This is a genomic window from Bacillus sanguinis (assembly GCF_018332475.1).
GTDB lineage: Bacteria > Bacillota > Bacilli > Bacillales > Bacillaceae_G > Bacillus_A > Bacillus_A sanguinis.
This window is the reverse complement of record NZ_BOQB01000056.1, coordinates 21,122-44,408: the sequence shown is the minus strand read 5'-3', so window position 1 is coordinate 44,408 and position 23,287 is coordinate 21,122. Positions and strand designations below refer to the sequence as shown.

The 23,287-nt window shown below is 41.0% G+C and carries 29 protein-coding genes; all 29 read right to left on the bottom strand.

Going from position 1 to position 23,287, the window contains the following annotated elements; all coding sequences use genetic code 11:
* Window positions 1–17 precede the first annotated feature (17 nt).
* The 29 genes from secY to rpoB all read right to left on the bottom strand — a co-directional run bounded on the left by secY (window position 18) and on the right by rpoB (window position 23,076).
* A complete protein-coding gene (gene secY / locus KI369_RS07905; RefSeq protein ID WP_000490117.1) occupies window positions 18–1,319 on the bottom strand; it encodes a preprotein translocase subunit SecY in 1,302 nt (433 codons plus the stop codon).
* Window positions 1,319–1,759 carry a 50S ribosomal protein L15 gene (gene rplO, locus KI369_RS07900; protein WP_212955594.1) on the bottom strand — a complete coding sequence of 147 codons (441 nt, stop codon included), beginning with the start codon at window positions 1,757–1,759 and terminating at the stop codon, window positions 1,319–1,321. Before rplO ends, secY begins: the two co-directional genes overlap by 1 nt.
* Window positions 1,760–1,792: 33 nt before the next feature.
* On the bottom strand, window positions 1,793–1,975 hold the full coding sequence (rpmD, locus tag KI369_RS07895) for a 50S ribosomal protein L30 (protein WP_001085231.1): 183 nt from the start codon (window positions 1,973–1,975) through the stop codon (window positions 1,793–1,795).
* A 13-nt stretch (window positions 1,976–1,988) separates the two neighbouring features.
* On the bottom strand, window positions 1,989–2,489 hold the full coding sequence (gene rpsE, locus KI369_RS07890; protein WP_000554646.1) for a 30S ribosomal protein S5: 501 nt from the start codon (window positions 2,487–2,489) through the stop codon (window positions 1,989–1,991).
* A gap of 21 nt (window positions 2,490–2,510) precedes the next feature.
* Window positions 2,511–2,873 (bottom strand): 50S ribosomal protein L18, encoded by a 363-nt coding sequence (gene rplR, locus KI369_RS07885; RefSeq protein ID WP_000628818.1) that lies wholly within the window; start codon window positions 2,871–2,873, stop codon window positions 2,511–2,513.
* 33 nt (window positions 2,874–2,906) lie between these two features.
* Window positions 2,907–3,446, bottom strand: a complete 540-nt coding sequence (gene rplF / locus KI369_RS07880) for a 50S ribosomal protein L6 (protein ID WP_000086556.1) — start codon at window positions 3,444–3,446, stop codon at window positions 2,907–2,909.
* Between the two features lie 32 nt (window positions 3,447–3,478).
* Entirely contained in the window at window positions 3,479–3,877 is a 399-nt protein-coding gene (gene rpsH, locus KI369_RS07875) for a 30S ribosomal protein S8 (RefSeq protein ID WP_000245511.1), read from the bottom strand.
* A 29-nt stretch (window positions 3,878–3,906) separates the two neighbouring features.
* On the bottom strand, window positions 3,907–4,092 hold the full coding sequence (rpsN, locus tag KI369_RS07870; RefSeq protein ID WP_001085700.1) for a 30S ribosomal protein S14: 186 nt from the start codon (window positions 4,090–4,092) through the stop codon (window positions 3,907–3,909).
* Between the two features lie 33 nt (window positions 4,093–4,125).
* On the bottom strand, window positions 4,126–4,665 hold the full coding sequence (gene rplE / locus KI369_RS07865) for a 50S ribosomal protein L5 (protein ID WP_001080829.1): 540 nt from the start codon (window positions 4,663–4,665) through the stop codon (window positions 4,126–4,128).
* 26 nt (window positions 4,666–4,691) lie between these two features.
* The gene (gene rplX, locus KI369_RS07860) at window positions 4,692–5,003 is read right to left on the bottom strand and encodes a 50S ribosomal protein L24 (RefSeq protein ID WP_000558200.1); all 312 of its coding nucleotides are present in this window, start codon (window positions 5,001–5,003) and stop codon (window positions 4,692–4,694) included.
* A 38-nt stretch (window positions 5,004–5,041) separates the two neighbouring features.
* Window positions 5,042–5,410, bottom strand: coding sequence for a 50S ribosomal protein L14 (gene rplN / locus KI369_RS07855; RefSeq protein WP_000615912.1), 369 nt, complete (start codon window positions 5,408–5,410; stop codon window positions 5,042–5,044).
* 43 nt (window positions 5,411–5,453) lie between these two features.
* Window positions 5,454–5,717, bottom strand: coding sequence for a 30S ribosomal protein S17 (gene rpsQ / locus KI369_RS07850; RefSeq protein ID WP_000004106.1), 264 nt, complete (start codon window positions 5,715–5,717; stop codon window positions 5,454–5,456).
* 20 nt (window positions 5,718–5,737) lie between these two features.
* Window positions 5,738–5,938 (bottom strand): 50S ribosomal protein L29, encoded by a 201-nt coding sequence (rpmC, locus tag KI369_RS07845; RefSeq protein ID WP_000855718.1) that lies wholly within the window; start codon window positions 5,936–5,938, stop codon window positions 5,738–5,740.
* Window positions 5,928–6,362 carry a 50S ribosomal protein L16 gene (gene rplP / locus KI369_RS07840; RefSeq protein WP_000928969.1) on the bottom strand — a complete coding sequence of 145 codons (435 nt, stop codon included), beginning with the start codon at window positions 6,360–6,362 and terminating at the stop codon, window positions 5,928–5,930. The genes rpmC and rplP overlap by 11 nt, the downstream gene beginning before the upstream one ends.
* 1 nt (window position 6,363) lies before the next feature.
* On the bottom strand, window positions 6,364–7,023 hold the full coding sequence (rpsC, locus tag KI369_RS07835) for a 30S ribosomal protein S3 (RefSeq protein WP_000529956.1): 660 nt from the start codon (window positions 7,021–7,023) through the stop codon (window positions 6,364–6,366).
* A gap of 3 nt (window positions 7,024–7,026) precedes the next feature.
* The gene (gene rplV, locus KI369_RS07830; protein ID WP_001148024.1) at window positions 7,027–7,368 is read right to left on the bottom strand and encodes a 50S ribosomal protein L22; all 342 of its coding nucleotides are present in this window, start codon (window positions 7,366–7,368) and stop codon (window positions 7,027–7,029) included.
* A 17-nt stretch (window positions 7,369–7,385) separates the two neighbouring features.
* Window positions 7,386–7,664: a 30S ribosomal protein S19 gene (rpsS, locus tag KI369_RS07825; protein ID WP_000124454.1), complete on the bottom strand. Its 279-nt coding sequence runs from the start codon at window positions 7,662–7,664 to the stop codon at window positions 7,386–7,388.
* 60 nt (window positions 7,665–7,724) lie between these two features.
* Window positions 7,725–8,555, bottom strand: a complete 831-nt coding sequence (gene rplB / locus KI369_RS07820) for a 50S ribosomal protein L2 (protein ID WP_000511582.1) — start codon at window positions 8,553–8,555, stop codon at window positions 7,725–7,727.
* 28 nt (window positions 8,556–8,583) lie between these two features.
* The gene (gene rplW, locus KI369_RS07815) at window positions 8,584–8,874 is read right to left on the bottom strand and encodes a 50S ribosomal protein L23 (RefSeq protein ID WP_001205558.1); all 291 of its coding nucleotides are present in this window, start codon (window positions 8,872–8,874) and stop codon (window positions 8,584–8,586) included.
* Entirely contained in the window at window positions 8,874–9,497 is a 624-nt protein-coding gene (gene rplD, locus KI369_RS07810; protein WP_001127258.1) for a 50S ribosomal protein L4, read from the bottom strand. Before rplD ends, rplW begins: the two co-directional genes overlap by 1 nt.
* A gap of 25 nt (window positions 9,498–9,522) precedes the next feature.
* Window positions 9,523–10,155 carry a 50S ribosomal protein L3 gene (gene rplC, locus KI369_RS07805; RefSeq protein ID WP_048526367.1) on the bottom strand — a complete coding sequence of 211 codons (633 nt, stop codon included), beginning with the start codon at window positions 10,153–10,155 and terminating at the stop codon, window positions 9,523–9,525.
* Window positions 10,156–10,189: 34 nt separating this feature from the next.
* The gene (gene rpsJ / locus KI369_RS07800) at window positions 10,190–10,498 is read right to left on the bottom strand and encodes a 30S ribosomal protein S10 (RefSeq protein ID WP_001040596.1); all 309 of its coding nucleotides are present in this window, start codon (window positions 10,496–10,498) and stop codon (window positions 10,190–10,192) included.
* A gap of 401 nt (window positions 10,499–10,899) precedes the next feature.
* On the bottom strand, window positions 10,900–12,090 hold the full coding sequence (gene tuf, locus KI369_RS07795) for an elongation factor Tu (RefSeq protein WP_001029613.1): 1,191 nt from the start codon (window positions 12,088–12,090) through the stop codon (window positions 10,900–10,902).
* Between the two features lie 117 nt (window positions 12,091–12,207).
* On the bottom strand, window positions 12,208–14,286 hold the full coding sequence (fusA, locus tag KI369_RS07790) for an elongation factor G (protein ID WP_000090370.1): 2,079 nt from the start codon (window positions 14,284–14,286) through the stop codon (window positions 12,208–12,210).
* A gap of 208 nt (window positions 14,287–14,494) precedes the next feature.
* Window positions 14,495–14,965, bottom strand: coding sequence for a 30S ribosomal protein S7 (rpsG, locus tag KI369_RS07785; RefSeq protein ID WP_001137491.1), 471 nt, complete (start codon window positions 14,963–14,965; stop codon window positions 14,495–14,497).
* A gap of 29 nt (window positions 14,966–14,994) precedes the next feature.
* Complete coding sequence (gene rpsL / locus KI369_RS07780; protein ID WP_001142341.1) at window positions 14,995–15,417, bottom strand: 30S ribosomal protein S12; 423 nt, start codon at window positions 15,415–15,417, stop codon at window positions 14,995–14,997.
* A gap of 114 nt (window positions 15,418–15,531) precedes the next feature.
* A complete protein-coding gene (locus tag KI369_RS07775) occupies window positions 15,532–15,780 on the bottom strand; it encodes a ribosomal L7Ae/L30e/S12e/Gadd45 family protein (protein ID WP_144616209.1) in 249 nt (82 codons plus the stop codon).
* A 113-nt stretch (window positions 15,781–15,893) separates the two neighbouring features.
* Window positions 15,894–19,505, bottom strand: coding sequence for a DNA-directed RNA polymerase subunit beta' (gene rpoC / locus KI369_RS07770; RefSeq protein WP_212955593.1), 3,612 nt, complete (start codon window positions 19,503–19,505; stop codon window positions 15,894–15,896).
* A gap of 37 nt (window positions 19,506–19,542) precedes the next feature.
* The gene (rpoB, locus tag KI369_RS07765; protein ID WP_212955592.1) at window positions 19,543–23,076 is read right to left on the bottom strand and encodes a DNA-directed RNA polymerase subunit beta; all 3,534 of its coding nucleotides are present in this window, start codon (window positions 23,074–23,076) and stop codon (window positions 19,543–19,545) included.
* Window positions 23,077–23,287: the final 211 nt, after the last annotated feature.

Genomic DNA, 23,287 nt, shown 5'->3' with positions numbered 1-23,287 from the left:
TAATACTTCCCACTTACTCACTGCTTGATAAACCCTTTGTAATGGCGTTTTACCAGTTGGCTTTCTAGCTGCTTCATTGTTTCTAAAGCAACGCCGACAACGATTAACATACTCGTTCCACCAATCTGTGCAGATGGAGGAAGATTTCCCAGCTTCGTAAAGATAACTGGTAAGATTGCAATCGCTGCTAGGAAAATTGATCCTACAAAGGTCAAACGATACAAGATTTTTGTTAGATATTGTTCCGTATTCTTACCCGGACGAATACCTGGAACATATCCACCTTGTTTGTTTAGATTCTCTGACATTTGCTCTGGATTAACCTGAACAAACGCATAGAAATATGTGAAGGCTACAATGAGCGCAACATATATGATCATTCCCACTGGGTGAGAATAGTTAAAGTTTGCAATAATCCACTGCGATACATCATGTTTCGGGAAGAACTGTGCAATAGTCGGAGGCGTAATTAAGAATGAAACAGCAAAAATTACTGGAATAACACCAGCACTATTTACCTTAAGGGGTAAATGCGTGTTTTGTGCTCCAGCATAACCACCATTTCCTCCTGTTACACGCTTCGCATATTGAATTGGGATCTTTCTAACAGCTTGTTGAATGAAAATAACACCCACAATAACTGCTAGCACAGCTAGTAAGATCAATGCAACTTTAACGATACTCATGAACAATTGATCTCCGATATTTTGAAACTGTTGCTGATACACTTGAGATATAACACTTGGGATCGCTGCGGCAATACCACCAAAGATAAGGATGGAAATACCATTACCTACACCTTTAGCTGTAATCTGTTCACCTAACCACATTAAAAATGCAGTACCAGCAGTCAGTACCGTAGCAATGTATAAATAAGTGCTCCAACCTGGATTCAAAATTAATTGCCCACCTACCATACCGTTAAAACCGATTGACATACCAAACCCCTGAATAAACGCAAGAACAATTGTAAAGTAACGCGTGAATTGCGTTAGTTTACGACGGCCCATTTCACCTTGCTTCGACCATTCCGAAAATTTAGGAACAACATCCATCTGCAATAATTGCACGATGATGGATGCTGTAATATACGGCATGATTCCCATCGCAAAGATGGAGAAGTTTTTCAAGGCGCCACCGCCAAATGTATTTAGGATACCTAAGGCATTTAATTGATCTTGTGCTTTCAGTACGTCTCCATTTGTAAATGGCACGGGGATAAACGTGCCAATCCTGAATACGATTAACATCGCTAAAGTGAATAATATTTTACGTCTTATCTCAGCAACGCGCATAAAGTTGGAGATTGTACGAAACATTAGATCACCTCAACTGATCCGCCAGCTGCTTCAATTGCTTCTTTAGCACTTGAAGAGAACTTGTGCGCTTTAACAGTTAGTTTTTTCTCTACTGCGCCGCTTGCAAGAATATTAACACCGTCGTTTAACTTGCTGATAACGCCAGTTTCCAGCAATAATTCAGGTGTTACTTCTGTACCATCTTCAAAACGATTTAACGTTGATAAGTTTACAATAGCAAACTCTTTACGGTTAATGTTTGTGAAGCCGCGTTTTGGTAAACGACGGAATAATGGAGTTTGACCACCTTCGAAGCCAAGACGAACACCGCCACCAGAACGTGCGTTTTGTCCTTTATGACCTTTACCAGCAGTTTTACCGTTACCAGAACCGATACCACGACCGACACGGTTACGTACTTTACGAGAACCTTCTGCAGGTTTTAATTCATGAAGTTTCATTCCCAGGCACCTCCTTATATTAATGAGTTATCCTTAAGCTTCTTTTACAGTTATAAGGTGAGAAACTTTGTTGATCATACCAAGAATAGCAGGAGTTTCTTCCTTAACTACAGTTGAATTCAACTTTTTAAGACCTAAAGCTTCTACCGTCGCACGTTGATCTTGTGGACGACCAATTACACTACGAGTGAGGGTAATTTCTAACTTTTTCGCCATTTGTTTTCCCTCCTTAACCTAGTAGCTCTTCTACAGATTTACCGCGTAATTTTGCAACATCTTCAGCGCGCTTAAGTTCGCTTAATCCGTTCACAGTAGCGCGAATCATGTTGATTGGTGTGTTAGAACCAAGAGATTTCGAAAGAATATCTTGTACACCAGCTAATTCAAGGACCGCACGAACAGGTCCACCAGCAATAACACCAGTACCTTCAGCAGCAGGTTTTAAGAATACTTCACCAGCTCCAAAGTGACCGTTGATTGTGTGTGGAATTGTTGTACCAACTAATGGTACAGCGATTAAGTTTTTCTTAGCGTCTTCGATAGCTTTGCGGATTGCGTCTGGTACCTCTTGTGCTTTACCAGTACCGAATCCAACATGACCGTTTTTATCGCCAACTACAACTAGTGCAGCAAAGCGGAAACGACGACCACCCTTAACAACTTTCGCGACACGATTTATCGTAACTACACGTTCTTCAAGTTCTAATTTACTTGGGTCAATGCGATGCATCAATTTTCCCTCCTTTGACCATTAAAATTGTAATCCAGCCTCACGAGCAGCTTCAGCTAGAGCTTTAACACGGCCATGGTATAAGTAACCACCGCGATCGAATACTACTTCTTTAACGCCTTTCTCTACAGCACGCTTAGCAACTGACTCTCCTACTTTCGTAGCAGCTTCAGTATTGCTAGTACCGTTAAGAGCAAGGTCTTTATCAAGAGTAGATGCACTTACTAACGTTACACCATTCACATCATCAATAACTTGAGCGTAAATATGTTGGTTAGAACGGAACACGTTTAAACGTGGACGCTCTGCAGTACCAGTAAGTTTAGCACGTACACGTGCATGTCTTTTCTTACGAGTCGCATTTTTATCAGCTTTAGTGATCATTTTCTTGTCACTCCTTTCTCTCACCTAACGGGTTTACTTAGCAGTTTTACCTTCTTTACGACGAACAACTTCGCCTTCGTAACGAATACCTTTACCTTTGTAAGGCTCAGGAGCACGTACAGCACGGATGTTAGCAGCAAATTCGCCAACACGTTGCTTGTCGATACCTTTGATTACGATTTTAGTTGGTGCAGGTACTTCAACTTCAAGACCTGCTTCCGGAGTCATTTCTACTGGATGAGAATAACCTACGCTTAATACAAGTTTATCACCTTGTTTTTGAGCACGGTAACCAACACCGACTAATTCAAGTCCGCGTGCGAAACCTGCAGTTACACCTTCAACCATGTTTCCGATTAAAGCACGAGTTGTACCGTGTAATGCACGGTGTTCCTTCTGTTCAGATGGACGCTCAACTGTTAATGTATTCTCTTCAATTTTGATAAGCATATCAGCATTGAAAGTACGAGTTAATTCACCTTTAGGGCCTTTTACTGTTACAGTATTGTCTTCTGCAACTGTAATAGTAACACCTGCAGGGATTTCAAGAATCTTTTTACCAATACGAGACATGTGGTCACACCTCCGTTCGTTTTAAATATATATTACCAAACGTATGCTACTACTTCTCCACCAGTTTGTAATTGACGAGCGTCTTTGTCTGTCATTACTCCCTTAGATGTAGAAACAAGAGCGATACCTAATCCGTTAAGTACACGTGGTACTTCATCAGCTTTAGCGTAAACGCGTAAGCCAGGTTTACTGATACGTTTTAATCCAGTGATTACACGTTCATTGTTTGCACCATATTTCAGGAAAATACGAAGGATACCTTGTTTGTTATCCTCGATGTATTCTACATCACGAATGAAACCTTCACGTTTTAAAAGTTCAGCGATCTCTTTTTTGATTTTAGAAGCAGGAACCTCTAATTTCTCATGACGTACCATGTTCGCATTACGGATGCGAGTAAGCATGTCTGCAATTGGATCTGTCATCACCATGTGTTTTACCTCCTTCCCATTTGTGGGTTTTACCAACTAGCTTTTTTAACACCAGGAATTTGACCTTTATATGCAAGTTCACGGAAACAAATACGGCAAAGTTTAAATTTGCGGTATACAGAATGCGGACGACCGCAGCGTTCGCAACGTGTATACTCTTGTACTTTAAACTTAGGAGTACGCTTTTGTTTCGCTATCATAGATTTTTTAGCCACGTTTTCGCCTCCTCTACTTAGCGTTGGCTTCCATTATTTTTGGAATGGCATACCGAATTGTGTTAACAGTTCACGAGCTTCTTCATCAGTTTTCGCTGTAGTAACGATTACGATGTCCATACCGCGGACTTTGCTTACTTTATCATAATCAATCTCAGGGAAAATAAGTTGCTCTTTAACACCTAATGTATAGTTTCCACGACCATCGAATGATTTCTTAGAAACACCACGGAAATCACGTACACGTGGTAAAGAAACTGATACTAATTTGTCGAAGAACTCATACATTTGCTCGCCGCGTAAAGTTACTTTCGCACCGATTGGCATACCTTCACGAAGACGGAAACCAGCGATTGATTTTTTAGCACGAGTTACAACAGGTTTTTGACCTGCGATTTGTGTTAATTCTTCTACTGCATTGTCTAAAGCTTTTGAGTTAGATACCGCGTCACCAACACCAGTGTTGATTACGATCTTTTCGATTTTCGGTACTTCCATCACAGATTTATAGTTAAACTTGCTCACTAGAGCAGGAGTAATTTCCTTTTGGAACTTCTCTTTAAGGCGATTCAATGAAGTGACCTCCTTTCTTAAGAAAATTATTTATCTAATAATTCACCAGATTTTTTTGCAATACGAACTTTTTTACCATCTTCTACTTTGAAGCCTACGCGAGTAGGTTCACCTGTTTTCGGATCTAAAATCATAACGTTAGAAACGTGAATAGGTGCTTCTTTAGTAATAATTCCACCTTGTGGATTTAATTGAGATGGCTTAGAGTGCTTCTTAACGATATTGACACCCTCAACGATAACACGGTTTTGCTTTGGGAAAGCCACAAGGATAACGCCTTGTTTTCCTTTGTCTTTACCAGTGATTACCTGTACTTTATCACCTTTTTTTACATGCATCTTAATTCTGCACCTCCTTAGCAAGGCAATACCTTAAATTATAGAACTTCTGGAGCTAAAGAAACGATCTTCATGAAGTTGCTATCACGTAATTCACGAGCTACTGGTCCGAAGATACGAGTACCACGTGGGCTCTTATCGTCTTTAATGATAACCGCTGCGTTTTCATCAAATTTGATGTAAGAACCGTCCGGACGACGAGCTCCGCTCTTCGTACGTACTACTACTGCTTTAACAACGTCACCTTTTTTAACAACGCCACCTGGTGTTGCTTGTTTTACCGTAGCAACGATAATATCACCAATGTTAGCATATTTACGACCAGAGCCGCCTAATACTTTAATTGTTAAAAGTTCACGTGCACCAGAGTTGTCAGCAACTTTCAAACGAGATTCTTGTTGGATCATGTTATGAAACCTCCCTTCGGACTAAAAATTCCGATTCGTCTATTTAGATAATAACCGCTTCTTCAACGATTTCAACTAAACGGAAACGCTTAGTAGCAGAAAGCGGGCGAGTTTCCATGATTTTAACGATATCGCCAAGTTTCGCTTGGTTTTGCTCATCATGGGCTTTGTACTTCTTAGAATACTTAACACGTTTTCCGTACAAGGAATGAGTTTTGTAAGTTTCAACTAAAACTGTAATCGTTTTGTCCATTTTGTCAGACACAACACGACCAGTATAAACTTTGCGTTGGTTACGTTCGCTCACTATGCAAACCTCCCCTCAATTTATCGATTAATTCCGATCTCTCTTTCACGAACTACAGTTTTCATACGAGCAATTGCTTTACGCACTTCACGAATGCGAGTTGGATTCTCTAATTGTCCTGTAGCAAGTTGGAAGCGAAGATTAAACAACTCTTCCTTTAAAGCTTTAACTTTTGTTTCGATTTCGGCAGTGGTTAATTCACGAATATCATTAGTTTTCATTAGATTCACCACCATTTTCTTCACGTTTTACGAATTTACATTTCACAGGTAACTTGTGAGCTGCAAGACGTAATGCTTCGCGTGCTACCTCTTCAGATACACCCGCGATTTCGAACATAATTTTCCCAGGTTTTACTACTGCTACCCAGCCTTCTGGTGCCCCTTTACCGGAACCCATACGTACTTCTAGAGGTTTTGCAGTGTAAGGCTTAGAAGGGAAAATTTTAATCCATACTTTACCGCCACGTTTCATGTAACGAGTCATTGCACGACGAGCAGCTTCGATTTGACGGTTTGTAATCCATGAAGCAGCTTGTGCTTGTAAACCGAATTCACCGAAAGCAATTTCAGTTCCACCTTTTGCACGACCACGCATTTTACCACGATGCTCTCTACGATATTTTACGCGTTTTGGCATTAACATATTATTTTCCTCCTTCCTCAGAAGCTTTCTTTTTTGTAGGAAGGACTTCTCCACGGTAGATCCATACTTTTACGCCTAATTTACCGTATGTTGTATCAGCTTCAACTGCTGCATAGTCAATATCAGCGCGAAGTGTATGAAGTGGAACAGTTCCTTCACTGTAAGATTCTGCACGAGCGATATCAGCTCCGCCAAGACGACCAGAAACCTGTGTTTTAATACCTTTAGCACCTGCACGCATAGCACGTTGAATAACTTGCTTTTGTGCACGACGGAATGATACACGGTTTTCTAATTGACGAGCGATGTTTTCGCCTACTAATTTAGCGTTAAGATCAGCTCTCTTAACTTCTAAAATGTTGATGTGTACACGCTTGCCTGTTAATTGGTTAAGAGCTTTACGAAGTGCTTCAACTTCAGTACCACCTTTACCAATTACCATACCAGGTTTTGCAGTGTGAATTGTAACATTTACACGATTTGCTGCACGTTCGATTTCTACTTTAGCAACAGCAGAATCTTTTAAGCGTACATTAATGTACTCACGGATTTTGATGTCTTCATGTAATAATGTAGCATAATCTTTCTCTGCGAACCAACGAGATTCCCAGTCACGGATAACGCCGACACGAAGACCAATTGGATTAACCTTTTGACCCATCGATTATCCCTCCTTCTTTTCTGATACCACAACTGTGATGTGGCTTGTGCGTTTGTTAATTTGGCTTGCACGACCCATTGCACGTGGACGGAAACGTTTTAACGTTGGACCTTCGTCAACGAAAACTTTTTCTACAACTAGGTTGTTAATATCCATCTCATAATTGTGCTCTGCATTTGCGATTGCAGATTTTAAAACTTTTTCTACAACTGGAGAAGCAGTTTTTGGTGTGTGGTTAAGGATAGCAATCGCTTCACCCACTTGCTTACCTCGGATTAAGTCTACTACTAAACGAACTTTACGAGGAGCAATACGAACTGTTCTCGCTACTGCTTTAGCTTGCATTGAAGTGCCTCCTCTCATTATCTTCTAGTTTTCTTATCGTCAGCAAGGTGACCTTTATACGTACGAGTTGGTGCGAATTCACCTAACTTATGGCCAACCATATCCTCAGTGATGTACACAGGTACGTGTTTACGACCATCATATACAGCGATTGTGTGTCCGATGAACTGAGGGAAGATTGTTGAACGGCGAGACCAAGTTTTAACAACTTGTTTTTGCTCAGATGCAACTAATTTTTCCATTTTGCTCATTAAGTGATCATCGACAAATGGTCCTTTTTTTAAGCTACGAGCCATTTTGGTGCCTCCCTTCGTGATTGGCGTACGGTTCTAGAAATGAACCGTACTACAATCCCATTATTTTTTGCGACGACGAACGATGAATTTGTCAGACGCTTTGTTTTTCTTACGAGTCTTGAATCCAAGAGTTGGTTTACCCCATGGAGACATTGGAGACTTACGTCCGATTGGAGAACGTCCTTCACCACCACCGTGTGGGTGATCAACCGGGTTCATTACAGAACCACGAACTGTTGGGCGTTTACCTAACCAGCGAGAGCGACCTGCTTTACCGATTTTGATAAGTTCGTGTTGTTCGTTACCTACTTGACCGATTGAAGCGCGACAAGCAGATAATACAAGACGTACTTCACCAGAAGTTAAACGTACAAGTACGTATTTACCTTCTTTACCAAGTACTTGAGCAGATGTACCAGCAGAACGAACTAATTGTCCGCCACGACCAGGCTTAAGCTCGATGTTATGAACAACAGTACCTACTGGAATGTTGATTAATGGTAATGCGTTACCGATTTTAATGTCAGCTTCTGGGCCAGACATAACTTCCATGCCTACTTCTAAGTTTTTAGGAGCAAGAATGTAACGTTTTTCACCGTCAACGTAGTTAATTAATGCGATATTCGCAGAGCGGTTTGGATCGTATTCGATCGTAGCAACGCGTCCTGGAATTCCATCTTTGTTACGCTTAAAGTCGATGATACGGTATTGACGCTTATGTCCGCCACCTTGATGACGTACAGTAATTTTACCTTGGTTATTACGACCAGCCTTCTTGCTTAAAGGAGCAAGTAATGACTTTTCGGGTCTGTCAGTCGTGATTTCAGCGAAATCATTCGTAGTCATATTACGACGACCGTTAGTAGTTGGATTATACTTTTTAATTCCCATCTCAATTTCCCTCCTTCTTTAGTAAGAATTAAACGCCTTGGAAGATTTCGATTTCTTTGCTGTCAGCAGTTAGCTTAACGATTGCTTTACGACGACGGCTAGTAAAACCAGCGTGACGACCAACGCGTTTTGCTTTCGGCTTGTAGTTCATGATGTTCACTTTTTCTACTTTAACACCAAAGATCGCTTCAAGAGCATCTTTAACTTCTGTTTTATTAGATTTAACGTCCACATCGAACGTGTATTTTTTTTCAGCCATCATTTCCATAGAACGTTCAGTGATAACTGGGCGCTTAATGATATCACGAGGATCTCTCATTATGCAAGCACCTCCTCTACTTTTTCCACTGCCGCTTTTGTCATGATTAGCTTATCATGATGAAGCACGTCTAAAACGTTTACGCCATCAGCAGTGATTACTGTTACTCCAGGGATATTGCGAGCAGATAACTCTACAGATTCGTTTGCATCAGCAGTTACGATAAGAGCTTTCTTCTCAACAGTTAATCCTTTAAGTACTGCTAGCATGTCTTTTGTTTTTGGTGCATTTAACACTAGGTCTTCAAGAACTACAATGTTGTTCTCAACTACTTTAGTAGCTAATGCAGATTTGATTGCTAAACGACGAACTTTCTTAGGAAGTTTGTACGCATAGCTTCTTGGTGTAGGTCCGAATACCGTACCACCACCACGCCATTGAGGAGAGCGGATAGACCCTTGACGAGCACGTCCAGTTCCTTTTTGACGCCATGGTTTACGACCACCACCGCGAACTTCAGAGCGAGTTTTTACTTTGTGTGTACCTTGACGTAAAGATGCACGTTGCATCATTACAGCTTCGAAAAGTACAGCTTCATTTGGTTCGATACCGAAAATAGCTTCAGCTAATTCGATTTCACCAACCTGTGAACCAGTTTGGTTATATACAGTAACTTTTGGCATTGGAATTCCTCCTTCCTATTGTGAATTATTTGCTAACCTTCACAGCGCCTTGAACAACTACAAGAGATTTCTTAGCACCTGGAACGTTACCTTTTACTAATAATAAGTTGCGCTCAGTGTCAACTTGAACGATTTCTAAGTTTTGGATAGTAACTTGGTCTCCACCCATACGTCCAGCAAGTTTTTTGCCTTTGAATACACGGTTCGGAGCAACTGGGCCCATTGAACCTGGACGACGGTGATAACGAGAACCATGAGACATAGGTCCGCGAGATTGTCCGTGGCGTTTGATAACACCTTGGAAACCTTTACCTTTAGAAATTCCTGTTACATCAACGATTTCACCTGCAGCGAATACGTCAACTTTTAGCTCTTGACCAACCTCTAATCCGTCCACGTCTGCATCGCGGATTTCGCGAATGAAGCGCTTAGGAGTTGTAGATGCTTTAGCAGTGTGGCCTTGTTCAGGTTTGTTAGTTAACTTTTCACGTTTATCTTCAAATCCTAACTGGATTGCATTGTAGCCATCAGTTTCAGTTGTTTTCTTTTGAAGAACAACGTTTGGATTAGCAGCGATAACTGTTACTGGGATTAACTCACCGTTCTCAGCAAATACTTGAGTCATACCGATCTTTCTTCCTAAGATTCCTTTGGTCATGAGTTACACCTCCTACATTTTTAAGTTATATAAATTATAGTTTGATTTCGATATCTACACCAGATGGTAAGTCTAAACGCATTAATGAATCTACTGTTTGTGGAGTAGGACTCACGATGTCGATTAGACGTTTGTGCGTGCGCATTTCGAATTGCTCACGAGAATCTTTGTACTTATGAACAGCACGAAGAATTGTGTAAACAGTCTTTTCAGTTGGTAATGGGATCGGACCAGAAACTGTTGCCCCAGAACGCTTAGCTGTTTCTACAATTTTCTCAGCTGACTGATCAAGAATACGGTGATCGTAAGCTTTTAAACGGATACGAATTTTTTCTTTTGCCATTATTTTCCCTCCTTCGTTCGCCTATTTCTAAAATAGACCTTCTCCATGGAAATTTCCCCACACCATGCCATGGCAAAGCGGCCGGGTGTGTCAGCAACCTTCCACTTCATCGCAGTCAAAGACCAACATTGTCTATTATACAATGTTATTCGTCTAGATGCAAGCATCTTTTTGTTTGCATCTGCTTTTCTCTACTTTTGCTATTATACATGGCACTTTAAAGAATTTCAAGTTTTCATCTGTTCTTATTCAACTTACAGTTTTTGGATTTCACTTCTTATTTCATATACTATAGAAGAAACTCACTCAAATATAAAAAACATGCCTCTTTCTTCTATATTAATAAGCAATAAAAAAACTCAAGGGAGAATCCCTTGAGTTTTTAATAATCTATTTAAAGATTACTCAGCAACGATAGTAGCAACTACACCGTAACCTACTGTACGTCCACCTTCACGAATAGAGAATTTAGTTCCCTCTTCGATAGCGATTGGAGCGATAAGTTCGATAGTCATTTCGATGTTGTCACCAGGCATTACCATTTCAGTACCTTCTGGTAATTGGATGATACCAGTTACGTCAGTTGTACGGAAGTAGAACTGAGGACGGTAGTTAGCGAAGAATGGAGTGTGACGTCCACCTTCTTCTTTAGATAATACGAAAACTTCAGCTTTGAATTTAGCGTGAGCTTTTACAGAACCGCTTTTTGCAAGTACTTGTCCACGTTGGATGTCTTCACGAGCAACCCCACGAAGTAAAGCACCGATGTTGTCTCCAGCTTGAGCTTGGTCAAGAAGTTTACGGAACATCTCTACACCAGTTACAGTTGTAGAAGCATTTTCTTCAGCAAGACCGATGATTTCTACTACGTCACCAACTTTAACGATACCGCGCTCAACACGACCAGTAGCAACTGTACCACGACCTGTGATAGAGAATACATCCTCTACAGGCATTAAGAATGGTTTGTCAGTTTCACGTTCTGGAGTTGGGATGTAAGCATCAACTTCAGCCATTAATTCAATGATTTTTGCTTCCCAATCAGCTTCTCCTTGAAGAGCTTTAAGAGCAGAACCTTTGATTACAGGAATGTCGTCGCCTGGGAATCCGTATTCAGATAATAGGTCGCGAACTTCCATTTCTACTAATTCTAATAATTCTTCGTCGTCTACCATGTCGCATTTGTTTAAGAATACAACGATGTAAGGAACACCTACTTGACGAGAAAGAAGGATGTGCTCACGTGTTTGAGGCATTGGGCCATCAGCAGCAGATACTACTAAGATACCGCCGTCCATTTGAGCAGCACCAGTGATCATGTTTTTAACATAGTCAGCGTGACCTGGGCAGTCAACGTGTGCATAGTGACGAGTTTCAGTTTCGTACTCAACGTGTGCAGTTGAGATTGTGATACCGCGCTCTCTTTCTTCTGGAGCAGCATCGATTTGATCGTATCCGCGTGCTTCAGCACCACCAGCTTTTGCAAGAACTGTAGTGATCGCAGCAGTTAATGTAGTTTTACCATGGTCAACGTGGCCGATTGTACCGATGTTAACATGGGGTTTAGAACGTTCGAATTTAGCTTTAGCCATTCTAAATTCCTCCTTAGTTTATATAGGTTATTTTATATTTAGGCTAGAAAGTGAAACTTGTGCCCCACTTTCTAAGCTTACATAAGTAGTTATACGTGAAGAATCGATAAAAATCAATTATTCACCTTTATTTTTTTTGATAATTTCTTCAGAAACAGACTTTGGTACCTCTTCATAGTGGTCAAACACCATAGAGAATGTTCCGCGTCCTTGAGTGTTAGAACGTAATGACGTTGCATAACCGAACATTTCAGAAAGTGGAACCATAGCGCGAACAACTTGAGCGTTACCGCGAGCTTCCATACCTTCTACACGTCCACGACGAGATGTTACGTCACCCATAATGTCACCCATGTACTCTTCAGGAATTACAACTTCAACTTTCATCATTGGCTCAAGAATTACTGGGCTACATTTAGAAACCGCAGCTTTAAGTGCCATAGATGCAGCGATTTTGAACGCCATCTCAGATGAATCGACATCATGGTAAGATCCGTCAACTAATGCAGCTTTAATGTCAACTAGTGGATAACCAGCTAGTACACCATTTTTAAGTGCATCTTCAAGACCTGCTCCAACAGCTGGGATGTATTCACGAGGAACTACACCACCGACGATCTTGTTTTCGAATTCGAATCCTTTACCTTCTTCGTTAGGTTCAAACTCAATCCAAACGTGACCGAATTGTCCACGTCCACCAGATTGACGAGCGAACTTACCTTCAACTTTCGCAGCAGCGCGGAAAGTTTCACGGTATGCTACCTGAGGAGCACCAACGTTTGCTTCAACTTTGAATTCACGGCGCATACGGTCAACGATGATATCAAGGTGAAGTTCACCCATACCAGCGATGATTGTTTGGCCAGTTTCTTGGTCAGTGTGAGCACGGAATGTTGGATCTTCTTCAGAAAGCTTAGATAATGCTGTACCCATTTTATCTTGGTCAGCTTTTGATTTTGGTTCGATAGCTACAGAGATAACTGGCTCTGGGAATTCCATAGACTCAAGGATAACAAGGCTCTTCTCGTCACAAAGAGTATCACCAGTAGTAGTATCTTTTAAACCTACAGCAGCAGCGATATCACCAGCGTAAACTGTTGAAATCTCTTCACGGCTGTTAGCGTGCATTTGTAGGATACGACCTACACGCTCACGCTTACCTTTAGTTGAGTTTTTCACGTATGATCCAGAGTTTAACACACCAGAGTACACACGGAAGAACGTTAACTTACCAACATAAGGGTCAGTCATGATTTTGAATGCTAAAGCTGCGAATGGTTCTTCATCGCTAGACTTACGTTCTACTTCTTCATCTGTATCCGGAAGAGTACCTTTAATAGCTGGTACATCTAATGGAGATGGTAGGTAGTCGATAACTGCGTCTAACAGAATTTGAACACCTTTGTTTTTGAATGCAGAACCACAGATTACTGGGAAGAATTCTACAGAAGTTGTAGCCTTACGGATACCAGCTTTAAGCTCTTCTACAGTGATTTCTTCACCTTCTAGGTACTTCATCATCATTTCTTCATCAAGCTCAGCTACCGCTTCAATAAGTTTTCCGCGGTATTCTTCAGCTAGTTCTTTGTGCTCTTCAGGAATTTCAACACGTTGAATGTCTGTTCCTAAATCGTTACCGTACATGTAAGCACATTCTTCAACAAGGTCAATGATACCATTGAACTCATCTTCAGCACCGATTGGTAACTGAATTGGGTGTGCGTTTGCTTGTAAACGATCGTGGATTGTTCCTACAGAGTATAAGAAGTCCGCACCAATTTTATCCATTTTGTTAACGAATACGATACGAGGCACGCCGTAAGTAGTAGCCTGACGCCAAACAGTTTCTGTTTGTGGTTCTACACCAGATTGTGCATCAAGTACTGCTACCGCGCCATCAAGTACGCGTAAAGAACGTTCTACTTCTACTGTGAAGTCTACGTGACCTGGAGTGTCAATGATGTTTACACGGTGACCTTTCCATTGTGCTGTAGTTGCAGCAGAAGTAATTGTGATACCACGCTCTTGCTCTTGCTCCATCCAGTCCATCTGAGATGCACCTTCGTGAGTTTCACCGATTTTGTGAATACGTCCTGTGTAGTACAGAATACGCTCAGTAGCTGTTGTTTTACCAGCATCGATGTGAGCCATGATACCAATATTACGAGTGTTTTCTAAAGAGAACTCTCTTGCCATTTGGTGTCTTGCTCCTTCCATATATGGATTGGATTTTTTTATTTTAAGTAGCAAAAAAGCCACTTTATATTGTTACACATGTCAGTATGTCCAGTACTCTCATTATGTAAAACGAGCGCCCAACGAAAGGGAGAGGCATTCTCCCTCTCCACACTTCCATAAGCGACAAATAAAGCGGTTTATGCTTACATTTATTTTACGTTGAATCCTACCAACGGTAATGAGCAAATGCTTTGTTAGCTTCTGCCATTTTATGAGTGTCTTCACGTTTCTTAACTGATGCACCAGCGTTGTTAGCTGCATCTAAGATTTCGTTAGCAAGACGCTCTTCCATAGTTTTTTCACCACGAAGACGAGCGTAGTTTACTAACCAACGAAGACCTAAAGTTGTACGGCGTTCTGGACGAACCTCAACTGGAACTTGGTAGTTAGCACCACCAACACGACGAGCGCGTACTTCAAGAACAGGCATAATGTTCTTAAGAGCTTGCTCGAATACTTCCATTGGCTCTTTACCAGTACGTTCGTTTACGATATCGAACGCATTATAAAGAATTGTTTGAGATTTACCTTTTTTACCGTCAACCATCATTTTGTTGATAAGGCGTGTTACTAGCTTCGAATTGTACATTGGATCTGGTAACACGTCACGTTTCGCAACAGGTCCTTTACGAGGCATATTGAGTTCCTCCTTTCATTTTAAAGTTATTATTTTTTAGCAGGTTTTGGTCTCTTAGTACCATATTTAGAACGTCCTTGCATACGTTTGTCAACACCAGCTGTGTCAAGCGCACCACGAACGATGTGGTAACGTACCCCCGGTAAATCCTTTACACGACCACCGCGAATTAATACTACGCTATGCTCTTGTAGGTTATGACCGATACCTGGGATGTAAGCTGTAACCTCGATACCGTTTGTTAAACGTACACGAGCGTATTTACGTAACGCTGAGTTAGGTTTCTTTGGAGTCATTGTACCAACACGAGTACATACACCACGTTTTTGAGGTGCAGAGATATCAGTTGATTTTTTCTTTAAAGAGTTGAACCCTTTGTTTAACGCAGGTGATTTAGATTTCCATACTTTATCAGTACGACCATTTCTCACTAATTGGTTAATAGTAGGCATTTGATTATCCTCCCTTCGCATGTTTGTATGACCACATATCCAGGTGGTTCATTATTAGTTGAAAACAAAGTTTTTGCAAGGGAGAGCAAATGCTCTCTCCTCACAAAAACAGTTTTAACTTATTATTCCTATTGCTGAAGCTCCCACTTGAATCCCCGAAACTTTTCCAAGTTCACGAACTGATTCAACTTTGGTTATGGGTATGTTATGTTGCAATGCAGTACGAATGATAATATGGGTTAACCGCATATCAGCATCTTCCGCAATGACAACTTCTTTAACTATACCATTTTTGATTGCCTCCAATGTGCGTTTATGACCAACGACTACATTTTCAGCATTTGACACTTTTTGATAAGACATATAAATATCCTCCAAAGCATCGTTCAGGAGCAACCTTGCTTATAGTAACATTTTGACTCATACAATGTCAACTAGGATTAACTGTTTTTATACAAAATTTACGACGGAAAATTTTACTGTTCCACATAAACTTCATCGTTTTCTACATTCATGTCATCTTGTGTTGTTTTTACAAGATCCACTTTGCGATAACGATTCATACCTGTTCCGGCTGGAACAAGCTTACCGATAATAACATTTTCTTTCAATCCTAGAAGCTCATCGCGTTTACCCTTAATTGCTGCATCAGTTAAGACACGAGTTGTTTCTTGGAACGATGCTGCAGATAAGAATGAATCTGTTTCAAGTGAAGCTTTTGTAATACCAAGTAGAACAGGTCTAGCTGTTGCTGGTTGTTTACCTTGCAGTAACACCTTCGCATTCGCATCAGTAAACTGATGGATATCTAGTAATGTTCCTGGTAATACATCTGTTTCACCCGCATCACTCACACGAACTTTACGTAACATTTGGCGTACCATTACTTCTACGTGTTTGTCACCAATTTCTACCCCTTGCATACGGTATACTTTTTGAACTTCACGTAATAAGTATTCTTGAACTGCCGTAATGTCCGTTACTTTTAATAATTCTTTCGGATCAATAGAACCTTCTGTTAACTCTTTACCGTGGCTAATTTGCTGTCCTGGAATTACTTTCAGACGAGCACCGTAAGGAATAGCATACGTACGAGCTTCAACTTCACCTTGTACTACTACTTCCTGGCGATCTTTAACATCGTTGATCGCTGCGATAACACCGTCGATTTCACTGATAACTGCCTGACCTTTCGGATTACGAGCTTCGAAGATCTCTTGGATACGAGGTAAACCTTGTGTGATATCGTCTCCGGCAACCCCACCTGTATGGAATGTACGCATCGTTAACTGTGTACCTGGCTCACCGATAGATTGAGCTGCGATAATACCTACCGCTTCTCCTACTTCTACGTCTGTTCCAGTTGCTAAGTTACGACCGTAACACTTCTTACATACACCGTGGCGAGTGTTACACGTGAATGCTGAACGAATGTTTACAGTTTCAACACCCGAATTTTCAACGATATGAGCGATATCTTCAGTAATTAATTGATTTTCAGCAACTAATACTTCACCTGTTTCAGGATGTTTTACAGTTTTTCGTGCAAAACGTCCAACAAGACGATCATATAATGACTCGATAACTTCATTACCCTCTTTAATCGCACCAATTAATAAACCACGATCTGTTCCACAATCATCTTCACGAACAATTACATCTTGTGCAACGTCAACAAGACGACGTGTTAAGTAACCAGAATCGGCAGTTTTCAGTGCTGTATCGGCAAGACCTTTACGCGCACCATGCGTAGAGATGAAGTACTCAAGTACTGTTAAACCTTCACGGAAACTTGATTTGATTGGAAGTTCGATGATACGACCAGATGGATTGGCCATCAGACCACGCATACCAGCAAGCTGAGTAAAGTTCGATGCGTTACCACGGGCACCGGAATCACTCATCATGAAGATTGGATTGCGCTTATTCAGGGACTTCATCAGTTTTCCTTGAATAACATCTTTTGCATTACTCCAAATAGAGATAACGCGATCGTAACGTTCTTCTTCCGTGATTAAACCGCGACGGAATTGTTTAATTACATTATCTACTTTTGCTTGTGCTTCGTGGAGAATTTCATCTTTTTCGCCTAATACAAGAATGTCAGATACCCCAACTGTAATACCAGCTTTTGTAGAGTATTTGAATCCTAAGTTTTTCATACGGTCAAGCATGCGAGACGTTTCTGTAATTTTGAAACGTTTAAACACTTCCGCAATGATGTTACCAAGGATTTTCTTACTAAATGGCGCCACTTCTTCGCGACTAGCAATAATTTCTTTAATGTTCGCACCTTTTTCAACGAAATATTTCGCTGGTGTTTCTTTTTCAAGGTTTGAGTTTGTTGGTTCATTAATATAAGGGAACGACTCTGGTAAGATTTCGTTAAATATTAATTTACCAACTGTTGTTAATAGAAGCTTACCCTTTTGCTCTTCAGTAAACGTTACATTATTTACTGAACTTGCAGCAACTGCCACACGTGTGTGCAGATGTACATATCCATTTTGGTATGCAAGTATTGCTTCGTTTGCATCTTTGAAGACCATACCTTCACCGATTGCACCCTCACGCTCAAGTGTTAAGTAGTAGTTACCTAATACCATATCCTGAGATGGAGTAACAACTGGTTTACCGTCTTTCGGGTTCAAGATGTTTTGTGCCGCTAACATTAGAATACGAGCTTCTGCTTGTGCCTCTGATGATAACGGAACGTGAACCGCCATTTGGTCACCGTCAAAGTCCGCGTTGTATGCAGTACATACAAGTGGGTGAAGACGGATTGCGCGACCTTCTACTAATGTAGGTTCAAACGCCTGGATACCAAGACGGTGAAGTGTTGGTGCGCGGTTTAGAAGTACTGGATGTTCTTTAATCACAGATTCTAAAACGTCCCAAACTTCAGGTTGTACACGCTCGATTTTACGTTTCGCACTCTTAATGTTGTGTGCTAATCCTTTTTCAACTAACTCTTTCATTACGAAAGGTTTGAACAGTTCAAGCGCCATCTCTTTCGGTAATCCACATTGATACATCTTTAAGTTCGGTCCTACAACGATTACAGAACGGCCAGAGTAGTCAACACGTTTACCTAATAAGTTTTGACGGAAACGTCCTTGTTTACCTTTAAGCATGTGAGATAGTGATTTTAATGGACGGTTACCTGGTCCAGTTACTGGACGGCCACGACGACCATTATCGATTAATGCGTCTACAGCTTCTTGTAACATACGTTTTTCGTTTTGAACGATGATGCTTGGTGCACCTAAGTCCAATAGACGTTTTAAACGGTTGTTACGGTTAATTACACGACGGTATAAGTCGTTTAAGTCAGAAGTAGCAAAACGTCCACCATCTAACTGTACCATTGGGCGTAGTTCTGGTGGGATTACTGGTAGAACATCTAAGATCATCCAAGATGGCTCATTTCCAGAGTTACGGAATGCTTCTAATACTTCTAGACGTTTAATAGCACGAGTACGGCGTTGTCCTTGTGCTGTTTTTAATTCTTCTTTTAAGAAGTCTACTTCTTTATCTAAATCGATGTCTTGTAATAGCTTTTTAATCGCCTCTGCACCCATAGCAGCTTGGAATGTGCTACCATATCGATCACGATATGCACGGTATTCTTTTTCAGAAAGTAATTGCTTCTTATCAAGTGGTGTATCTCCACTTTCTGTTACAACATAAGAAGCGAAATAAATTACTTCTTCAAGCGCGCGAGGGGACATGTCTAAGACAAGTCCCATGCGGCTCGGGATACCTTTGAAATACCAAATATGAGATACAGGAGCAGCTAATTCGATATGACCCATACGTTCACGACGTACTTTTGCACGCGTTACTTCAACGCCACATCGATCACAAACTACACCTTTATAACGTACACGTTTGTATTTTCCGCAATGACATTCCCAGTCCTTTTGTGGTCCGAAAATACGCTCACAGAACAAGCCATCTTTTTCAGGCTTTAACGTACGATAGTTAATTGTTTCTGGTTTCTTAACTTCACCGTATGACCAAGAACGAATCTTGTCAGGTGAAGCAAGTCCAATCTTCATATATTCAAAGTTATTTACATCTATCAAGGGGCCTACCTCCCTTTTAGTCTACAGGTTATCCCAATTATTCCTTAGTTGTCTCAACTTCGACATTCAATTTATCTGCTGATTGATGATCATCGTCATCTTCCGTATCACGCATTTCAATTTCTGTATCGTCGCTAGACATCATTTTAACGTCCATACCTAAACTTTGCAGCTCTTTAATCAATACTTTGAATGATTCAGGAACGCCTGGTTCTGGAACATTTTCGCCTTTAACAATTGCTTCATACGTCTTAACACGTCCAACAACATCATCAGACTTCACTGTTAAGATTTCTTGAAGAGTATAAGCAGCACCGTAAGCTTCAAGTGCCCAAACCTCCATCTCACCGAAACGCTGTCCACCGAACTGAGCTTTACCTCCAAGAGGCTGCTGCGTTACAAGTGAGTATGGTCCAGTAGAACGAGCATGAAGTTTATCGTCAACCATGTGCGCAAGTTTAATCATATACATGACACCAACAGATACGCGGTTATCGAATGGTTCACCAGTACGTCCGTCATACAGGATTGTTTTCGCGTCATTTGCCATACCAGCTTCTTCAATCGTGCCCCAAACATCTTCCTCACGAGCACCATCGAATACTGGTGTTGCAATGTGAATGCCAAGGTATCTTGCTGCCATACCAAGATGAAGCTCTAATACCTGACCGATATTCATACGAGATGGTACCCCTAATGGGTTTAACATGATATCGATTGGCGTACCGTCTGGTAAGTAAGGCATATCTTCTTCTGGTAAAATACGAGAGATAACACCTTTGTTACCGTGACGTCCGGCCATTTTGTCACCTTCAGAAATTTTACGTTTTTGAACGATATATGCACGTACAAGTTGATTCACGCCTGGTGGCAATTCATCGCCATCTTCACGGTTGAATACTTTTACGTCTAAGATAATACCGCCACCACCATGTGGTACACGTAGTGATGTATCACGTACTTCACGTGCTTTTTCGCCAAAGATAGCATGTAATAGACGTTCTTCAGCTGTTAATTCTGTTACACCTTTAGGTGTTACTTTACCAACAAGTAAATCTCCATCTTTTACTTCTGCACCAACGCGAATGATACCGCGCTCGTCAAGGTTACGTAATGCGTCTTCCCCAACGTTTGGAATGTCACGTGTAATTTCTTCTGGTCCAAGCTTCGTATCACGAGCTTCTGACTCATATTCTTCAATATGAATAGAAGTGTACACATCATCTTTTACAAGGCGCTCACTCATGATAATCGCATCCTCGTAGTTATAACCGTCCCAAGTCATGAAGCCAACAAGCACGTTACGTCCAAGTGCTAGTTCACCTAATTCCATAGAAGGACCATCCGCAAGGATTTCACCTTTTACAACTTCATTTCCAACACTTACGATTGGACGTTGGTTGTAACAAGTTCCTTGGTTAGAACGAATGAATTTTTGCATTTTGTAGCGATCTAAATCGCCTTTTACTGTTTGACCGTCAACTTCTACATAGCGACGTACCCAAACTTCACGTGCTTCTACGCGTTCAACAACACCAGGGTGTTTACAGATTACTGCAGCACCTGAATCTTTTGCTGATACGTACTCCATACCTGTACCTACAATCGGAGATTCCGGATTCATTAACGGAACCGCCTGACGTTGCATGTTCGCTCCCATAAGTGCGCGGTTAGAGTCATCGTTTTCTAAGAACGGAATACAAGCTGTCGCTGCCGATACTACTTGCTTTGGAGATACATCCATGTAGTCGATGCGTTCTTTATTTGTGACAATGTTTTCACCACGGAAACGAGCTACGATATCTTCACTTAGGAATTCACCTTCATCAGATAATTTCATATTCGCTTGGGCTACAACATAGTTATCTTCTTCATCTGCCGTTAAGTAATCAACCTGCCCTGTTACAAGACCAGTTTCTGGGTCAACACGACGGTATGGTGTTTCAATGAAACCAAACTCATTTACTTTCGCGAACGAAGATAATGAGTTAATCAAACCGATGTTTGGTCCCTCTGGCGTTTCAATCGGACACATACGACCATAGTGAGAGTAATGAACGTCACGCACTTCAAAGCCTGCGCGCTCACGCGTTAAACCACCGGGTCCTAATGCAGATAGTCTTCGTTTGTGAGTTAACTCTGCTAATGGGTTTGTTTGGTCCATGAACTGAGATAACTGAGAACTTCCGAAGAACTCTTTAATAGATGCAATAACAGGACGAATATTAATTAGTGCCTGTGGTGTAATTGCATTTGTATCTTGGATCGACATTCTCTCACGAACAACACGTTCCATACGAGAAAGACCGATACGGAATTGATTTTGTAATAGTTCTCCAACAGAACGCAGACGACGGTTTCCTAAGTGGTCGATATCATCTGTATCCCCTACTTTGTATAGTAGGTTGAAGAAGTAACTGATAGAAGCAAGGATATCACCTGGTGTGATGTGTTTTACATCACGAGTAATATTCGCATTACCAATTACGTTAATTACGCGCTCGCCTTCTGACTCAGGAGCATAAATCTTAATAGATTGCAGCTCAACATCGCCTTCTACCACTCCACCCATTGGTTTCGCTGTTTTGAATCCAATGTTCTTCTCTAAGTAAGGTAAAATGCGATCAAGTGTACGACGATCTAAGATTGTTCCTTCTGCCGCTAAAATTTCACCAGTTTCTGGATCCACTAATGTTTCAGCTAAACGTTGATTAAACAATCTGTTTTTAATGTGTAACTTCTTGTTGATCTTGTAGCGACCTACATTTGCTAAATCGTAGCGCTTTGGATCGAAGAAACGAGACACAAGTAAGCTCTTAGCATTTTCTACTGTTGGTGGTTCACCAGGACGTAGACGCTCATAAATTTCAAGCAATGCTTTTTCTGTGCTATCTGTGTTGTCTTTTTCTAATGTGTTGCTTAAGTATTCGTTATCACCTAAAAGCTCGGTGATTTCTTGATCAGAGCCAAACCCTAATGCGCGTAACAAAACAGTTACAGGAAGTTTACGCGTACGGTCAATACGCACATATACAACATCCTTAGCATCTGTCTCATACTCTAACCAAGCTCCGCGGTTTGGAATTACAGTAGCAGTAAAACCACGTTTTCCGTTTTTATCCACTTTGCCACTATAGTATACGCTTGGAGAGCGAACTAACTGGGAAACGATAACACGTTCTGCACCGTTAATTACGAATGTTCCAGTCTCTGTCATGAGTGGGAAATCTCCCATGAACACATCTTGTTCTTTTACTTCACCAGTTTCCTTGTTGATTAGACGCACTTTTACACGAAGTGGTGCTGCATACGTCACATCACGCTCTTTGCATTCGTCTACAGAGTATTTAGGTTCACCTAAGCTGTAGTCGATAAATTCAAGCGATAGATTTCCCGTAAAGTCTTCAATCGGAGAAATGTCTTGGAACATTTCTCGCAAACCCTCATCAAGAAACCACTGATAAGAAGAGGTTTGAATTTCGATAAGATTTGGTAACTCTAATACTTCACTAATACGGGCATAACTTCTTCGTTGGCGGTGGCGTCCGTATTGAACTAGTTGACCTGTCAACTGCTTCACCCCTCAAATCATGAGTATTATAAATGCACAAAAAAATTTGTGCAAAATCACAAATAAATACAACTACTGCTATTAGCGTAGTCTTTTTCTCTTAAAGATAAATACGTTGAGTCTTTCTACCTGCTCAAAAAAGAAAAATGGCTTCTATAAGAAAACCATCATTCTGTTTCATAATCTGCTGATTTTACTATCTTTTCCAAGA

Excerpts from the sequence above, each read along its gene's own strand:
- secY (WP_000490117.1), bottom strand. The coding sequence starts at position 1,319 with ATGTTTCGTACAATCTCCAACTTTATGCGCGTTGCTGAGATAAGACGT.
- rplO (WP_212955594.1), bottom strand. The coding sequence starts at position 1,759 with ATGAAACTTCATGAATTAAAACCTGCAGAAGGTTCTCGTAAAGTACGT.
- rpmD (WP_001085231.1), bottom strand. The coding sequence starts at position 1,975 with ATGGCGAAAAAGTTAGAAATTACCCTCACTCGTAGTGTAATTGGTCGT.
- rpsE (WP_000554646.1), bottom strand. The coding sequence starts at position 2,489 with ATGCATCGCATTGACCCAAGTAAATTAGAACTTGAAGAACGTGTAGTT.
- rplR (WP_000628818.1), bottom strand. The coding sequence starts at position 2,873 with ATGATCACTAAAGCTGATAAAAATGCGACTCGTAAGAAAAGACATGCA.
- rplF (WP_000086556.1), bottom strand. The coding sequence starts at position 3,446 with ATGTCTCGTATTGGTAAAAAGATTCTTGAAATCCCTGCAGGTGTTACT.
- rpsH (WP_000245511.1), bottom strand. The coding sequence starts at position 3,877 with ATGGTGATGACAGATCCAATTGCAGACATGCTTACTCGCATCCGTAAT.
- rplX (WP_000558200.1), bottom strand. The coding sequence starts at position 5,003 with ATGCATGTAAAAAAAGGTGATAAAGTACAGGTAATCACTGGTAAAGAC.
- rplN (WP_000615912.1), bottom strand. The coding sequence starts at position 5,410 with ATGATCCAACAAGAATCTCGTTTGAAAGTTGCTGACAACTCTGGTGCA.
- rpmC (WP_000855718.1), bottom strand. The coding sequence starts at position 5,938 with ATGAAAACTAATGATATTCGTGAATTAACCACTGCCGAAATCGAAACA.
- rplP (WP_000928969.1), bottom strand. The coding sequence starts at position 6,362 with ATGTTAATGCCAAAACGCGTAAAATATCGTAGAGAGCATCGTGGTAAA.
- rpsC (WP_000529956.1), bottom strand. The coding sequence starts at position 7,023 with ATGGGTCAAAAGGTTAATCCAATTGGTCTTCGTGTCGGCGTTATCCGT.
- rplV (WP_001148024.1), bottom strand. The coding sequence starts at position 7,368 with ATGCAAGCTAAAGCAGTAGCGAGAACAGTTCGTATTGCTCCTCGTAAA.
- rpsS (WP_000124454.1), bottom strand. The coding sequence starts at position 7,664 with ATGGCTCGTAGCTTAAAAAAAGGACCATTTGTCGATGATCACTTAATG.
- rplB (WP_000511582.1), bottom strand. The coding sequence starts at position 8,555 with ATGGGAATTAAAAAGTATAATCCAACTACTAACGGTCGTCGTAATATG.
- rplW (WP_001205558.1), bottom strand. The coding sequence starts at position 8,874 with ATGAGAGATCCTCGTGATATCATTAAGCGCCCAGTTATCACTGAACGT.
- rplD (WP_001127258.1), bottom strand. The coding sequence starts at position 9,497 with ATGCCAAAAGTTACTGTATATAACCAAACTGGTTCACAGGTTGGTGAA.
- rplC (WP_048526367.1), bottom strand. The coding sequence starts at position 10,155 with ATGACCAAAGGAATCTTAGGAAGAAAGATCGGTATGACTCAAGTATTT.
- rpsJ (WP_001040596.1), bottom strand. The coding sequence starts at position 10,498 with ATGGCAAAAGAAAAAATTCGTATCCGTTTAAAAGCTTACGATCACCGT.
- tuf (WP_001029613.1), bottom strand. The coding sequence starts at position 12,090 with ATGGCTAAAGCTAAATTCGAACGTTCTAAACCCCATGTTAACATCGGT.
- fusA (WP_000090370.1), bottom strand. The coding sequence starts at position 14,286 with ATGGCAAGAGAGTTCTCTTTAGAAAACACTCGTAATATTGGTATCATG.
- rpsG (WP_001137491.1), bottom strand. The coding sequence starts at position 14,965 with ATGCCTCGTAAAGGACCTGTTGCGAAACGTGACGTGTTACCAGATCCA.
- rpsL (WP_001142341.1), bottom strand. The coding sequence starts at position 15,417 with ATGCCTACTATTAACCAATTAGTGAGAAATGGTCGTACTGATAAAGTA.
- KI369_RS07775 (WP_144616209.1), bottom strand. The coding sequence starts at position 15,780 with ATGTCTTATCAAAAAGTGTCAAATGCTGAAAATGTAGTCGTTGGTCAT.